This window comes from Streptomyces radicis (assembly GCF_003626575.1).
In the GTDB taxonomy this organism is placed as follows: Bacteria; Actinomycetota; Actinomycetes; order Streptomycetales; family Streptomycetaceae; genus Streptomyces; species Streptomyces radicis.
On the sequence record NZ_RBDY01000002.1, the window covers coordinates 319,876 to 333,696 of the forward strand.

Sequence of the window (13,821 nt, forward strand, 5' to 3'; positions counted from 1 at the left end):
CGATGACTGCTGAGGCACAGCGCTACCGCGAGTTCAGAATGCCTGACGTGGGCGAGGGGCTCACGGAGGCCGAGATCCTGAAGTGGCTGGTCAAGGCGGGCGACACGGTCTGCGACGGGCAGGTGGTGGTCGAGGTCGAGACCGCCAAGGCCGCGGTCGAGCTGCCCATCCCTTACGACGGCCGGGTGCGCGAGATCCTGTTCGACGAGGGCACGACGGTGGACGTCGGCACGACGATCATCAGGATCGACACGGATCCCTCGGGCGACGGGGGGGACGAGGGCGGCGACGGCGCCGCCGAGGCCTCCGCGGGCGGCGGGCGGGCCGAGGCGGCCGAGCGCAGGGAGCCCGTGCTCGTCGGGTACGGCGTCGCGACGGGCGCGACGCGGCGGCGGCCACGGAAGAACGCCGCCAGCGCCGCCGTTCCCCCGCAGGCCGCCGCCCCGGCACCCGCGCCCGCGCAGGCGCGGCCGCTGGCCAAGCCGCCGGTGCGCAAGCTGGCCAAGGACCTGGGCGTGGACCTGACGACGGTGATCCCCTCGGGGGCGAACGGCGTGGTCACCCGCGACGACGTGCACGCCGCCGCGGCGCCCGCGCCCGCGCCGGTGTCCTTCGACGAGCCCGCCGCGGCGCCCTCCCCCGCGCCCGACGCGTCGCGCGAGCGGCGCGTGCCGATCAAGGGGGTGCGGAAGGCGACCGCGCAGGCGATGGTGGCCAGCGCGTTCACGGCCCCGCACGCGACCGAGTTCGTCACGGTGGACGTGACCCGCACGGTGCGCATGGTCGAGCGGATGCGTGCGGACCCCGACCTGGCGGGCCTGCGGATCAACACCCTGCTGCTGGTCGCCAGGGCGTTCCTGATCGCGATCCGGCGCCACCCCGAGGTGAACGCCTCGTGGGACGAGGAGCGCCAGGAGATCGTCATCAAGGACTATGTGAACCTGGGCATCGCCGCGGCCACCCCGCGCGGCCTGATCGTGCCCAACATCAAGGACGCGGGCGCCAGGACGCTCGCCGAGCTGTCCCGCGCGCTCGGCGATCTCGTGACCACGGCGCGGGAGGGCAGGACGTCCCTGGCCGACATGCGGGACGGCACGGTCACCATCACCAACATCGGGGTCTTCGGCATCGACACGGGAACGCCGATCCTGACCCCCGGCGAGTCCGCGATCCTCGCCCTCGGCGCCGTCAGGGAGCAGCCCTGGGTGCACAAGGGCAGGATCAAGATCCGCCAGGTGACGACGCTCGCCCTGTCGTTCGACCACCGGCTGGTGGACGGCGAGCTCGGCTCGCGCGTGCTGGCGGACGTGGCGGCCGTCCTCGAGCACCCGAAGAGGCTGTTCACCTGGGGCTGAACGGGTGACACGCACGACGGCGGGGACGGGCCAGGTGCCCGTCCCCGCCGTCGGTCGTGAGGCGGAGCGTCACCGAGCGGAGCGTCACCGAGCGGAGCGTCACAGATAGGGCCCCGAGCGCGCCCCGCCGCGGGAGTCGTCCTGGTCTGGGCCCTCGTCGGCGAGCGCGCCAGGCGGCAACGCCCTGCGCATCTGCTCGAGCTGCGCCCGCGCCGCCATCTGCTGCGCGAACAGCGCGGTCTGGATGCCGTGGAAGAGACCCTCGAGCCACCCCACGAGCTGTGCCTGGGCGATCCGCAGCTCCGCGTCCGTCGGCACGGAGTCCTCGGTGAACGGCAGGGAGAGGCGGCCGAGCTCGGCCACGAGCTCGGGGGCGAGGCCCTCCTCCAGCTCCTTGACGGAGCTGGCGTGGATCTCGCGCAGCCGCGCCCTGGACGCCTCGTCGAGCGGCGCGGCCTTGACCTCCTCGAGCAGCTGCTTGATCATGCTGCCGATCCGCATGACCTTCGCCGGTTGCTCCACCATCTCGGTCACGGGCGTCTCGGACTGCTCCTCGTCGCCCTCGCCCTTGCCGCGCCCCCCTGGGCTGCTGAGCGCCATCCCGTCGGGGCCCACGACGAGGATCTGCGCGTTCTCTTGCGGTGGTTCATTCCTCGGCTGAGTCATACCCCCATCATGCAACGCCCCTCACCCCGCCCGCCGCGCGAGGGGGTCGCGGCCCGGGTGCCCAGGGAGGTCCTGCTGGCGGCGGCGACCACGGGCGTGGTGGCGGGGGCAGGGGTGGCCGCGGTCGTGCCGAGGTCCCCCCTCGGGCCGTCGCGCCGTTGAACTGGCCCTATTCAACGGACGCCGGACCGACCGGCTGCTGCCGCAGGCGCGAGGGCTGGGTGCGGTCGGCGGGGCGCGCGTACCACTCGGCGAGCTGGGCGCGGCCCTCGGGCGTGATCGCGTAGAGCTGCCGCTTGGCGTCGCCGCCGCCCTCGGGGACGATCAGGCCGTCCCTCTCGAGACGGCCGAGCGTCGTATAGACCTGTCCAGCGCGGAGCCGCGAGCCGTGGCGTGGCCCGCTCTCGAGGAGGGCGAGAAGCCCGAAGCGGATGGACATACCGAGTATGCGTACCGATATGTCCGCTTCGGGCAACCGACGCCGCGGGGGCGCCGTTCAACTGTTGCGGAGCCTCAGCCCCAACGCCCCGATGCCGAGGCCGAGGCAGGCGAGCCCGGCGCCGAGCGGCAGCACGGGCAGCACCTCGCCTCCGGGGCGGGCGGCGTGGGACTCCGCGTCCCTGCGCTCCCGCCGCTCCTCGACCACGGCGTCCGCGCGCCCGTCATCCGGCTCTCCGTTCGCCACGGCTGCCGGGACGAACAGGGCTATGACAGCCGCCACGGCCAACGCGATTCCCACCCACACCCTCACGGTCCCGACCCTTCGCACACACGCTGCTCCGACGACGTAACCAGCGTCACACATATCCACAAAGGGGGCATCTCGGGCGGGGGGCGTCACGCGCCGGGCGGCCTCAGCGCGTCAGCAGGATCTTGCCGGTGTGCGCGCTCGACTCCAGCGCGCGATGGGCCTCGGCCGCGTCGGCGAGGGGGAGGGTGCGGTCGATGACCGGGCTCAGGCGGGAGTCGGCGAGCAGCGGCCACACGTGCTCGCGCACCGCGGCGACGATCTCCGCCTTGCCCTCGGGCGGGCGCGCCCGCAGGGACGCCGACGTGATCGTGGCGCGCTTCACCAGCAGGGAGCGCAGGTCGAGCTCGGCCTTGACCCCGCCCTGGAAGCCGATGATCACCAGGCGCCCATCGGTGGCCAACGCCCTGATGTTCCTGGCGAGATACTTCGCGCCCATGATGTCGAGCACGACGTCGGCGCCGTCCGCGAGCTCCTCGGCGAAGTCCCGCTCGCGGTAGTTGATCAGCACGTCCGCGCCCAGCTCGGCGCAGCGCTCCAGCTTCTCCGCGCTGCCCGCCGTGACCGCGACCCGCGCCCCGAACGCCTTGGCCAGCTGGATCGCCACCGTGCCGATGCCGCTCGCGCCGCCGTGCACGAGCAGCGTCTCCCCGGCGCGCAGCCCCGCGCCCATGAACACCGTGGACCAGACGGTGCACACCACCTCGGGCAGCGCCGCCGCCGTCACCGTGTCGCAGCCCGCGGGGATCGGCAGCAGCTGGCCCGCGGGCACCGCGACCCGCTCCGCGTAGCCGCCGCCGCTCAGCAGGGCGCACACCTCGTCACCCACCGCCCAGCCGGTCACGCCCTCGCCGAGCGCCGCGATCCGGCCCCCGCACTCGAGCCCCGGATAGGGCGAAGCGCCGGGCGGGGGGCTGTAGTTGCCCTGGCGCTGGAGGACATCGGCTCGGTTCACCCCGGCCGCCGCCACCTCGACCAGCACCTCGCCGGGCCCCGCGACCGGGTCCGGCACCTCCGCCCAGGTCAATGTCTCGGGTCCGCCGGGCTCGGAAATCGTGATCGCACGCATGACCAGCACGGTACGCCTCGGGCCCGGGGGACACGCCTCACAGGTGGATGGGCCGCTGGCACCCCGCGCAGAACGTTCCCCCGGCGCGCCGCTCCAACTCCCGGTGCTCACAGATCCGTTCGGGCGGCAGGCTGCGGCGGCGCTGCTCCTCGCGCACGAGGTGCACCAGCTCGGCGATGCACTGCCCGCACGCGTACAGCTCGCCCGCGACGGACGGCGTCCGCACCGGGCCGATCCACAGCACGCTGACGTTCTCCCTGCGGCACCAGAGCCAACAGCGGCCCGGCACCCAGGGGTTGCCCTCGGGCGCGCTCCTCGGCACCGGCCAGCCGCTGATGCCGGAGAAGACGATGCCTTCCAGGGTCATGTGCACCTCGACACTCACGTCAGCCCTTCGGTCGGCGCGGGGATCAGGGCGCGACCGCCCGCCGCCGCCCGCGCCCATCGCCATGGGACCACGCGCGGGGCCGGGGCAACGCGCCCCCGGGCGGCGCGAACTCAGGGGACCGGCGCGCGAACGCGCCGAGCGGCGGCCGTTTCGGACGTGAGGTCAGGGAAGCGCGGGCACACGGCCCGTTGACCGGGTGTAGGCGACCTTCTCCCCCGCCGCGAGGAAGCCGAGCGCGGCATAGAGCCTGGCCGCCCCACCGTCGGCGGGCTCGAGCCACACCGCATCGGCGCCGCGCCGCAGCGCGCCCGCCGCGAGGTGCGCGGTGACGGCGGCGCCGATGCCGCGGCGGCGCAGCGCGGGCACGACGCCGAGCCCGATCAGCTCGGAGAGCCCCTCGGCGGGCGGCGTGCAGGCGCCTGAACCCGCGGGCACGCCGGGGGTGCCGAAGGCGGCGAGCGCCACCACGCCCCCCTCGGCCAGGGTCCGGCGCAGCGCGGCGATCGCGCCCTCGCCCACCGCCCCGGCCCGCCCGTACGCCTCGTGCTGGATCTCGGCCGCCCAGCGCAGCCCGGCCTCGCCGTCGGGGGTGCCGATCGTCAGCCCCGGCACGGGCGGGGGCGCGCGCAGCGTGTCGGGGGTGCCCACCATGACGGGGGCGCGGCTCTCGGGCGCGAACCCCGCGGCGCGCAGGGCCCGTTCGACGGAGGGGGCGCACGCCGGCAGGAACTCACAGCGCGGAAGCCGGTCGCGCGCCTCGAACGCCTCGATCAGCGCCAGCACATCGGCCGCGGACGGCTCGGCGCCATCGTCGGGAATGGCGTAGTTGGCGTAAGGGCTCGACCAGTCGGGCCTGTGGCGCACGGTGAAGGGACCCACCCGCACAGGGCCTGGCGAGCGGGCGGCGAGGGCGCGGATGTGCCGCTGGACGCGGGCCTCCACGGCGGTGGTCCCTCCTCGGGAAGGGCGAACCGGGGAGCGGCGCCACCCCACCGTGCTGGCAACGGCGGGGCGACGCACGGAAGTCGGCGCGAGCCCGCGGATCGGCGGCTGAGGACCGGCGGCTCGGGCGGAGACGGCTCAGGAGGAGACGGCTCAGGAGGAGACGGCTCAGGAGGAGACGGCTCAGGAGGAGACGGCTCAGGAGGAGACGGCTCAGGAGGAGAAGAACAGCCCCGACAGGCCGCCCCTGCGGTGGTGGCCGTGGTGCCCGTGGTGACCGCCGTGGTGACCGCCATGCGGAGCGCCCCAGGCCGGGCCACCCGCGGGGTAGGGCTGCCCCGCGGGGGGCGGCGGCGGGGCGGCGTGCTGCTGCGGCGCCCACTGGGACTCCAGCTGCGTGATGTGCTCGAGCTCCCCGTAGTCGAGGAAGAGCCCCCGGCAGCCGCTGCACTGCTCTATCTGGACCCCGCTACGGGTGAACGTGTGCATCGGCGCACGGCACTTGGGACACTGCATATCGGCTCCATGGTCGAATCGCGTGGCCTTCTCACCCTACGGCAGCGCCACGATCCGGAGACAGGAGATGAGAAGAGCCTCATCTTCGTCCGAGGGGGAACGTCCCGACTCCGCCGCGCGTACCAGGGCGCGGGCCGCCGCCTGAGCGGTCATCACCCGGGCGGGGCCGTCGAGCAGCGCCCAGGGGTCCGCCCCGCCCCACCCGGGCGCCGCCGCGCGGTACGCGCCGAGCAGCCGGTGCCAGTCGGCGGGCGGGAGCAGCCCGGCGGCGAACCAGGCGGCGGGCCGCGCCAGGTCCCAGGCCGGGTCGCCGAGCCCCAGCTCGTCCACGTCGATGAGGCGCCAACTCCCGCTCCCCGCCGGGTGGCTGACCAGCTGCCCCAGGTGGAAGTCGCCATGGCACAGCACGGCGGCGCCCGGCGCGGGAAAGGGGGGCGGCGGCGCGCACAGGATGCGTTCCACGGCGGAACGCGCTGGCGCGTGCGCCGGGTCGGTCTCGGTGGCGCGCAACCGAGCGAGCGCCTCGGCCGCCCGCGCGGGCCATCCCGCAGGGGGCAGCGGCCCGAGCGGGCCGAGGTCGGTGGCGTGCAGCCGGGCCAGCAGGGTGCCGACCGCCTCCCATGGCACGTCGTCGGGATCGACGGGGGTGCCGTAGGGCCACAGGGTCGCCGCGCGCCCGTCGGCGAGGCGCGCGACGGTGGCGGGGGGCAGCGGCGGCAGCAGGATCCCGGCGAGCGCGGGGTGGGCGGCGGTCGCGACGCGCGCGGCGAGCGCCTCGACGTCCGCCGTCTCCGGGTGGGCCTTGGCGACCGCGTCGCCCACGCGGATCACCGTGCCGGTGGGCCGGTCGGCCAGCACCACGGGCTCGGCGGCGGCGGCCGAGGGCGCGAGCCCGGCGGCGAGCTGGTCAAAGCCGAGCTGGTCGGGGCCGGGCCGGTCGAGGCGCATCGTCGTCAGCGGCGCGGGATGCGCCACGAGCCGGGGCCGCGCTCGCGCTTCTCCTTGTCCGCGAGGACCTTGGCGTCCTCGGGCCTGGCCCGCTGGATGACCACGAGGCGGTCGGTCAGCTCGAGCGTGGCCGCGTCGGGGGCGTCGAACGGCAGCAGCTGGTGACCCCGTATGACGGACACGACCAGGTCATCCGTCTCGCGCGGCGAACGGCCCGCCTCCGCCTTGGTGACGGGCCGCTCGCGCAGGCTCAGGCCCTTGCTGTGCTGGATCAGGTCCTCCATGACCGCGCCCGAGCTCGGGCTGATCACGGACAGGCCGAGCATGCGGCCGACCGCGCTCGCGCTCGTGATGACGGCGTCCGCGCCCGACTGGCGCAGCAGCGGGACGTTCTCCTCCTCGCGCACGGACGCCACGATCCGCACGGTCGTGCTCAACTGCCGCACGGTGAGCGCCACCAGCACGGCCGTGTCGTCGCGCTGGGTGGAGATCACGACCTGCTTGGCGCGGTCGGCGCGGGCCCTGATCAGGACGTCGCTGCGGGTCGCGTCGCCGACGACCCCGGCGTAGCCGTCGACGTTGGCCAGCTCGACGACCTTGGTGCTGGGGTCCACGACGACGATCTGGTCGCGGGCGAGCCCCGCGCTCATCAGCGTCTCGGCCGCCGACCTGCCCTTGGTGCCGAAGCCGACGATGACGGTGTGATCACGCAAGTTCTTCCTCCAGTGGGACAGCCGCCACTGATCGCGGGTGCGCTCGGTCAGCACTTCGAGTGTGGTGCCGACCAGGATGATCAGGAACAGCACGCGGAGCGGCGTGATCAGGAACGTCGTGATCAGGCGCGCGGTGTCCGTGGCCGGGACGACGTCGCCGTAGCCGGTGGTGGAGAGCGAGACGGTGACGTAGTAGAGGGAGTCGATGAACCCGACCTCGCCACCCTGGTTGTCGTGGTACCCGGCGCGGTCGAAGTAGACGAGGACGACGGCGGTGGCGAGCACCGCGAGCGCCATGAGGAGGCGCCGGATCACCTGGGCCAGCGGCCCAGGGGCGTAACGCGGCAGGCTGGCGCCGTGCGACAGGTCGTCGGCCCGGGCTCGTGCGGGGTGGGAGGCGGGAAATCTCATGGGTGCGGAAGGTCGAGGAGGCGGACCCGTTGACGGGCCTCCGCGCCTCCGGGCGGGATGACCGCCAGCGCCGAAGCGGCGGCGATGCCACGCAGCATGGCGGGGCCAGCGTAGCTCAACGGCCTGGCGCCGCCGGGATCCGGAGTCTCCACGGGCACCAGCCTGGTGTCCCTGGGGTGGCCCGTGACGGGCCCGGTGAGCGCGGCGGCCCGCTCGGGCACGGGCGGCCGGTCGGCCAGGGCGCGCAGCAGGGGCTCGGCCAGGGTGAGCAGCCCGGAGACGGCGGCCAGTGGGTTGCCCGGGAGGCCGACGAGGGGAACGCCGCCCGGCAGCTCGGCCAGCAGCATCGGATGCCCTGGGCGCACGGCGACGCCGCTGATCAGCAGCTCGGCGCCCAGCGCCGCGAGGACGCCGCGCAGGTGGTCCATGGGCCCCTTGGCGGTGGACCCCGTGGTGACGATCAGGTCGGCGCGGCTGGTGGCAAGCGCCTCGCGCAGCGCGTCGGCGTCGTCGCCGAGGCGGCGCGTGACCAGCACCTGCGCGCCGAGCGCGGTCAGCCAGGGCCCGGTCATCGGGCCGAGCGCGTCGCGGATGCGGCCGTCGTGCGGGAGCCCGCGGAACAGCAGCTCGTCGCCGAGCACCAGCACCTCGGCGCGCGGGCGTGGGCGGACGGCGAGCTGGTCGTACCCGGCCGCGGCGGCGAGGCCGAGGGCGGCCGGGGTCAACGGGGTGCGCGCGGGCAGCAGCTCGGCCCCGGTGCGGCACTCCTGGCCCCTGGCCCTGACGTCGGCCCCCGGCTGGGGCGTCGCCCCGGTGAGGCGCCCGGCCCGCGCGCTGCCGTGCTCGGCGCGCAGCACGGCGGTGGCGCCATCGGGGATGCGGGCCCCTGTCGCGATGGGCACGGCCTCGCCGTCGGTGAGCGCCCCCGCGGCGGGCGCCCCGGCGAGCGCGCCGGTGGCGCACGTCAGCGTCCAGGGCCCGGGCCCCGCGACGGCCCAGCCGTCCATGGCCGAGGTGTCGAACGCGGGCAGGTCGGTGAGCGCGGTCAGCGGCGCGGCGAGGGTGTGGCCGAGGGCCAGGTCGAGCGGCAGCCTGCGGGGCGGCAGGGGCGCGACGGCCCGGTGCGCGGTGGCGCGGGCGGCCTCCCACGCGGGGTCGGCCTCGGCGCGGGGGGCGGGGCGCGGCGGGGCGAGCCGCGGGTCGTTGGCGAGGGCGAGCGCGTCGTCGAACTCATCGATCATGTGCGCTGCTCTGCCTGCGCCTGCTCCTGGTGGCGCTGCTCCTGCTCCCACACCTCGGCGAGCGCGGAGACCTTGCGGGCCGCCTCGGCGGGCGAGATGCCGTGCAGCGCCGCGGCGTATCCGATGAGGAACGTCGTCAGCGGGGCCGCGGGGCGGGCCACGCCGTGGGCGGCGTCGCGGGCGGTGTCGAGCAGCGCGGCGGTGTCCACGTCGGGGTCGATGCCGAGCTCGGTCTTCACGGCGGCAATCCATTCGTCCAGCACCGTCCCATGGTCCCTGATCCGGGCGCGGGCCGCGGCGATGTCCGCCCAGGTGTCGCAGTCGAGGCTGCCGGGCGCCCTGAGCCGGTGCAGGGTCAGGCCCTGGAGCAGCAGCTTGAGCGGCATCCCGGCGAGGGTGCCGAACTCGGCGTCCAACGCGGAGAGTTCGCGCCGCAGCGGCGCGGCGCGGTAGACGGCGGTGAGCGGCTGGTCGCGGTCCTCGCCGTCGCGGAGCAGCTGGCCCTCGGCCCTGGGGGGAACGGCGAGCAGCCGGTGGACGGTCGCGGGCCCGAGGAACGGCAGATCGGCGGCGAGCACGGCGACGAGCGGCCTGGTGGTGTGGGCGAGCCCGGCGTGCAGGGCGGTGAGCGGGCCGCCGCCCGGCGGGTCCTCGCTCGCCCACAGGACCGTCCGCGCGGTGGGGCGCTCGGGCCCGACGACCACGGTGCGGTCCGCGTCGCGGCAGGCGGCGAGGACACGATCGAGCAACGTGCGGGCCCCGACGCGCACGGCGGGCTTGTCGGCGCCCCCCAACCGTCGCGCCCCACCCCCGGCCAGCACGACGGCGTCGTAGAGTGCCATGCCCACTACGCTACCGTTCCCCCTCGGGGGAGGGAGCGAGGCTCCCCTCCGGGGAGGAACGACGACTGTGGCCCCCCCCGGCACGGAGCCGGGCGCTGCGCGCGCGGCGGACGGACACCAACAGAGCCCGGCGCACCGGGCATTGAGCAACGACGCCCAGCGCCCGAGGACCGCAAGCCCCGGCGAAGCCGGGCGCTGCGCGCGCGGCGGACGGACACCGACGAAACCCAGCGCTACGCGCGCCGCAGGCAGGCACCAACGGAGCCCGGCACACCGGGCATTGAGCCACCCCTACGACGAACGCCCCGGCGCGGAGCGGTCGCCGCGCGCCGCGCGGCAGCGCACACCGCCCAGCCGCCAAGGGCGGCGTCCCCCGAGGCCCCGAGGCCCCGGCGCGGAGCGCCAGCAGCGCGCCAGCGCGCATCGCTCGCCGCAGGCACAACCCACCGCACGGTCACCGTTGCCCCAACCCCCGCACGGAACACCCGCCGCGCGGCAGCGCGGAGCGCCTGGCGCAGGCAACGCCCCACCCGACAGCCACCGTTGACCACAACCGCCCCCCGCGCGGAGCGCGCCCCGCGCGGCAGTGCGAAAGCCCGCCGCAGGCGCACGCCGTCGCGCGCGAGCGCGCACACCCCCGCGCCGCAGGCGCGGGGGCGGCCGGGCTGCTCGCAGAGCATGCCGCTATACGTCCGCCAACAGGCGGACGGGACTCTCGACGATGTCCGCCGCCCGCCGCAGCGCGCCGCCCGCCGTCGCGCCGTCGCACACCCTGTGGTCGAACGTCAGGGTCAGCTGCACCACATGGCGCAGCGCCAACTGCCCGTTGTGCGCCCAGGGTTTCTCCGTGACGCGGCCGATGCCGAGCATCGCGGCCTCGGGGTGGTTCAGGAGGGGGGTGGAGCCGTCGACGCCGAAGACACCGTAGTTGTTCAGGGTGAACGTCGACCCCCTCAGCGCCGCGGGCGGAAGCGTGCCCGCCCGTGCCTCGGCGGTCAGCCGCCCCAGCTCCTCGCCAAGGCGCCGCGTCGTCAGCGCCTGCGCGTCGCGCACGACGGGGACGAGCGTGCCGCGTTCCGTCTGGGCCGCGAAGCCCAGGTGCACCGCCTCGTGCGTGACGATCTCGCGGGTCGCGGCGTCGAAGGACGCGTTGAGCGCGGGGTGTTCGGCGAGGACCGCCACGCTGATCCTGGCGAGCAGCGCGAGCAGCGGCAGGTCCGTGGCGCGGCGCGCGGCCAGGAGTTCGGTGGCGTCGGCGTCGACCCAGCAGGTGACGGCGGGGATCTCCGCGTGCGAGCGGGTCAGCTTGTCGGCCGTCGCGCCCCGCACGCCCCGCAGCGGAACGCGTTCGCCGTCCACGCGTTCGCCGCCCGCGCGTTGAGCACCCACGCGTTGAGCACCCACACGCTCGATGTCGGAGCGGACGATCAGGCCGCCGGGGCCCGAGCCGTCGACGCTCCGCAGGTCGATGCCGCGCTCCCTGGCGAGCCGCCGCACGAGTGGCGACGCGACGCCGTTGGGCGCGGCGGGGGGTCCGGTCCCCGGGCCTCCGCGGCGGGCGCGGGTGGGGGTAGGCGCCGGGGACCGGTGCTCGGGGCCGTATCCGACCAGCACGGGCCCCGCCCCCGACGAGGTGGCGGGCGCCGCCGCGCCGACGCGGATCAGCGGGTCGCCGACCGGGATCTCCGCCCCCGGCTCGCCGAAGCGGGCGGTGACCGTGCCCGCGTAGGGACAGGGGACCTCGACCCGCGCCTTGGCCGTCTCGACCTCCACCACCGGCTGGTCCACGGCGATCTCGTCGCCGACCTCGACCAGCCAGCGGACGATCTCGGCCCCGGTCAGGCCCTCGCCGAGGTCGGGCAGCAGGAACTCCCGTGTCTCGCCGCTCATCCGAGGTCCCACTGGAGGCGGGCGACGGCGTCGAGCACGCGGTCGACGTCCGGGAGGTGGTGGCGTTCGAGCAGCGGTGGCGGGTACGGGATGTCGAAGCCGGTCACGCGCAGCACGGGCGCCGCCAGGTGGTGGAAGCAGCGCTCGGTGACGCGCGCGGCGATCTCCGCGCCTGGCCCCGCGAACCCCGCCGCCTCGTGCACCACCACCGCGCGCCCGGTGCGCCGCACCTCGGCGCACACCGTCTCGTCGTCGAACGGCACGAGCGTCCGCAGGTCGATCACGCCCAGGTCCCAGCCATCGGCGCGCGCCGCCTCGGCCGCCGCGAGGCACACGGGGAGCGAGGGGCCATAGGTGATGAGGGTGGCCGAGTCGCCGCGGCGCCTGATGACGGCGCGGCCGAACGGCGGGACATCGGCGGGCCGTTCGGGCAGGGGCTCCTTGGCCCAGTAGAGGCGCTTGGGCTCGAGGAAGACCACGGGGTCGTCGGACGCGATGGCCCGCCGCAGCAGCCCGTAGGCGTCGGCGACGGTCGCGGGGGTGACGACGTGCAGGCCAGGCGTCGCCATGTAGTACGTCTCGGACGAGTCGCTGTGGTGCTCGACGCCGCCGATGCCGCCGCCGTAGGGGATGCGGACGGTCAGCGGCAGGGGCATGGCGCCGCGCGTGCGGTTGCGCATGCGGGAGACGTGCGAGACGAGCTGCTCGAACGCCGGGTAGGCGAACGCGTCGAACTGCATCTCCACCACGGGCCGCAGCCCGTACATCGCCATGCCGGTCGCGGCGCCGAGGATGCCCGCCTCGGCGAGCGGCGTGTCGGTGCAGCGGTCCTCGCCGAACTCGGCCGCGAGCCCTTCGGTGACGCGGAACACGCCGCCGAGCGCCCCTATGTCCTCGCCCAGCAGGTGAACGGTGGGGTCGTCGGCCATCGCGTCGCGCAGCGCCCGGTTGAGCGCCTTGGCGAGTGACACCTCGGCGGTGCCACTCCGGCCCCGGGTCGCGGTCGTCATGAGAACTCCCGCAGCCGCTCGGCCTGTTCGCGCAGCTGGGACGTCGGCTCCGCGTAGACGTGGGTGAACAGGTCGTCCGGCGTCAGCTCGGGATCGCCCGACAGCGCCTCGCGCAGCGCCGCCGCGGTCCGCTCCGCCGCCTCGTGGGCCTCGGCCGCGCCCGCGTCGTCGAGCAGGCCGTGCGCGCGCAGCTCGCGTTCCATCAGGGTCAACGGGTCGCGCGCCCGCCACGCGGCCACCTCGGCCTCGGTGCGGTAGCGGGTCGCGTCGTCCGCGTTGGTGTGCGCGTCGAGGCGGTAGGTCACGGCCTCGATGAGCGTCGGGCCCTCCCCGGCGCGGGCGCGGGCGAGCGCGCCGGTGAGCGCGTCGTGCACGGCGGGCGCGTCGTTGCCGTCCACGAGCCGCCCCGGCATGCCGTAGCCGACGGCCTTGTGGGCGATGGAGGGGGCGGCGGTCTGCTTGGCGAGCGGGACGGAGATGGCGTAGCCGTTGTTCTGCACCAGGAAGACCACGGGGGCGCGCCACACCGCGGCGAAGTTGAGGGCCTCGTGGAAGTCGCCCTCCGACGTGCCGCCGTCGCCGACCAGCGCGAGCACGGCGAGGTCGTCGCGGCGCAGCCTGGCCGCGTGGGCGAGGCCGACGGCGTGCGGGAGCTGGGTGGCCAGCGGGGTGCACAGCGGGGCGACGCGGTGGACGCGCGGGTCATGGCCCGTGTGCCAGTCGCCGCGCAGCAGCGTCAGCGCGACGGCCGGGTCGAGGCCGCGGACGACGGCGGCGAGGGTGTCGCGGTAGCTGGGGAAGAGCCAGTCGCGTGGGCCGAGCGCGAGGCCTGCGGCCACCTGGCACGCCTCCTGCCCGGTCGACGACGGGTAGACGGCGAGCCTGCCCTGCCGGGTGAGCGCGGTGGCCTGGGTGTTGTAACGCCGCCCACGCACCAGCTCCCGGTACAGCAGCGGCCACAGCTCGGGGTCGGGGCGCCCCGTGCCGAGCACGCGGTAGGGCTCGGGGTCGGGCGGCGGCGGGACGGCGGTGCGGGACAGGGGATGGGCGGGCAGCTCCGACACGGTCACGGCGGGCACCTC

The 13,821-nt window shown here is 75.6% G+C and carries 15 protein-coding genes; 1 reads left to right on the forward strand and 14 read right to left on the reverse strand.

Annotated elements, in window-relative coordinates; all coding sequences use genetic code 11:
- The first annotated feature begins 2 nt into the window (after positions 1 to 2).
- Entirely contained in the window at positions 3 to 1,355 is a 1,353-nt protein-coding gene (locus tag D7318_RS04360; protein ID WP_120695715.1) for a dihydrolipoamide acetyltransferase family protein, read from the forward strand.
- Between the two features lie 99 nt (positions 1,356 to 1,454).
- Here the strand turns inward: D7318_RS04360 and D7318_RS04365 are convergent, their stop codons facing one another.
- The 14 genes from D7318_RS04365 to pdhA all read right to left on the reverse strand — a co-directional run bounded on the left by D7318_RS04365 (position 1,455) and on the right by pdhA (position 13,809).
- Entirely contained in the window at positions 1,455 to 2,021 is a 567-nt protein-coding gene (locus D7318_RS04365; protein ID WP_120695489.1) for a bacterial proteasome activator family protein, read from the reverse strand.
- 169 nt (positions 2,022 to 2,190) lie between these two features.
- Complete coding sequence (locus D7318_RS04370) at positions 2,191 to 2,460, reverse strand: PadR family transcriptional regulator (protein WP_120695490.1); 270 nt, start codon at positions 2,458 to 2,460, stop codon at positions 2,191 to 2,193.
- 57 nt (positions 2,461 to 2,517) lie between these two features.
- On the reverse strand, positions 2,518 to 2,742 hold the full coding sequence (locus D7318_RS04375; RefSeq protein WP_230423341.1) for a hypothetical protein: 225 nt from the start codon (positions 2,740 to 2,742) through the stop codon (positions 2,518 to 2,520).
- Between the two features lie 133 nt (positions 2,743 to 2,875).
- Positions 2,876 to 3,838, reverse strand: coding sequence for an NAD(P)H-quinone oxidoreductase (locus D7318_RS04380; protein ID WP_120695716.1), 963 nt, complete (start codon positions 3,836 to 3,838; stop codon positions 2,876 to 2,878).
- 37 nt (positions 3,839 to 3,875) lie between these two features.
- Positions 3,876 to 4,205 carry a hypothetical protein gene (locus tag D7318_RS04385; protein ID WP_230423342.1) on the reverse strand — a complete coding sequence of 110 codons (330 nt, stop codon included), beginning with the start codon at positions 4,203 to 4,205 and terminating at the stop codon, positions 3,876 to 3,878.
- A gap of 183 nt (positions 4,206 to 4,388) precedes the next feature.
- Complete coding sequence (locus D7318_RS04390) at positions 4,389 to 5,168, reverse strand: GNAT family N-acetyltransferase (protein ID WP_120695492.1); 780 nt, start codon at positions 5,166 to 5,168, stop codon at positions 4,389 to 4,391.
- 213 nt (positions 5,169 to 5,381) lie between these two features.
- Complete coding sequence (locus tag D7318_RS04395) at positions 5,382 to 5,684, reverse strand: TFIIB-type zinc ribbon-containing protein (RefSeq protein ID WP_120695493.1); 303 nt, start codon at positions 5,682 to 5,684, stop codon at positions 5,382 to 5,384.
- Between the two features lie 36 nt (positions 5,685 to 5,720).
- On the reverse strand, positions 5,721 to 6,659 hold the full coding sequence (locus D7318_RS04400; protein ID WP_230423344.1) for a phosphotransferase family protein: 939 nt from the start codon (positions 6,657 to 6,659) through the stop codon (positions 5,721 to 5,723).
- Positions 6,638 to 7,756: a potassium channel family protein gene (locus tag D7318_RS04405; protein WP_120695494.1), complete on the reverse strand. Its 1,119-nt coding sequence runs from the start codon at positions 7,754 to 7,756 to the stop codon at positions 6,638 to 6,640. The genes D7318_RS04400 and D7318_RS04405 overlap by 22 nt, the downstream gene beginning before the upstream one ends.
- The gene (locus D7318_RS04410) at positions 7,753 to 9,048 is read right to left on the reverse strand and encodes a molybdopterin molybdotransferase MoeA (protein ID WP_408055441.1); all 1,296 of its coding nucleotides are present in this window, start codon (positions 9,046 to 9,048) and stop codon (positions 7,753 to 7,755) included. Before D7318_RS04410 ends, D7318_RS04405 begins: the two co-directional genes overlap by 4 nt.
- Positions 8,994 to 9,839 (reverse strand): NTP transferase domain-containing protein, encoded by an 846-nt coding sequence (locus tag D7318_RS04415; protein ID WP_120695719.1) that lies wholly within the window; start codon positions 9,837 to 9,839, stop codon positions 8,994 to 8,996. The genes D7318_RS04410 and D7318_RS04415 overlap by 55 nt, the downstream gene beginning before the upstream one ends.
- A gap of 684 nt (positions 9,840 to 10,523) precedes the next feature.
- Entirely contained in the window at positions 10,524 to 11,729 is a 1,206-nt protein-coding gene (locus D7318_RS04420) for a dihydrolipoamide acetyltransferase family protein (RefSeq protein ID WP_120695496.1), read from the reverse strand.
- Positions 11,726 to 12,739 (reverse strand): alpha-ketoacid dehydrogenase subunit beta, encoded by a 1,014-nt coding sequence (locus D7318_RS04425; RefSeq protein WP_120695497.1) that lies wholly within the window; start codon positions 12,737 to 12,739, stop codon positions 11,726 to 11,728. Before D7318_RS04425 ends, D7318_RS04420 begins: the two co-directional genes overlap by 4 nt.
- Positions 12,736 to 13,809: a pyruvate dehydrogenase (acetyl-transferring) E1 component subunit alpha gene (gene pdhA / locus D7318_RS04430; protein WP_230423346.1), complete on the reverse strand. Its 1,074-nt coding sequence runs from the start codon at positions 13,807 to 13,809 to the stop codon at positions 12,736 to 12,738. Before pdhA ends, D7318_RS04425 begins: the two co-directional genes overlap by 4 nt.
- Between the last annotated feature and the right edge of the window lie 12 nt (positions 13,810 to 13,821).

What these genes read in the sequence shown, in the direction of transcription:
- D7318_RS04360 (WP_120695715.1), top strand. Translation starts at nt 3, where the DNA reads ATGACTGCTGAGGCACAGCGCTACCGCGAGTTCAGAATGCCTGACGTG.
- D7318_RS04365 (WP_120695489.1), bottom strand. Translation starts at nt 2,021, where the DNA reads ATGACTCAGCCGAGGAATGAACCACCGCAAGAGAACGCGCAGATCCTC.
- D7318_RS04370 (WP_120695490.1), bottom strand. Translation starts at nt 2,460, where the DNA reads ATGTCCATCCGCTTCGGGCTTCTCGCCCTCCTCGAGAGCGGGCCACGC.
- D7318_RS04380 (WP_120695716.1), bottom strand. Translation starts at nt 3,838, where the DNA reads ATGCGTGCGATCACGATTTCCGAGCCCGGCGGACCCGAGACATTGACC.
- D7318_RS04385 (WP_230423342.1), bottom strand. Translation starts at nt 4,205, where the DNA reads ATGACCCTGGAAGGCATCGTCTTCTCCGGCATCAGCGGCTGGCCGGTG.
- D7318_RS04395 (WP_120695493.1), bottom strand. Translation starts at nt 5,684, where the DNA reads ATGCAGTGTCCCAAGTGCCGTGCGCCGATGCACACGTTCACCCGTAGC.
- D7318_RS04405 (WP_120695494.1), bottom strand. Translation starts at nt 7,756, where the DNA reads ATGAGATTTCCCGCCTCCCACCCCGCACGAGCCCGGGCCGACGACCTG.
- D7318_RS04415 (WP_120695719.1), bottom strand. Translation starts at nt 9,839, where the DNA reads ATGGCACTCTACGACGCCGTCGTGCTGGCCGGGGGTGGGGCGCGACGG.
- D7318_RS04420 (WP_120695496.1), bottom strand. Translation starts at nt 11,729, where the DNA reads ATGAGCGGCGAGACACGGGAGTTCCTGCTGCCCGACCTCGGCGAGGGC.
- D7318_RS04425 (WP_120695497.1), bottom strand. Translation starts at nt 12,739, where the DNA reads ATGACGACCGCGACCCGGGGCCGGAGTGGCACCGCCGAGGTGTCACTC.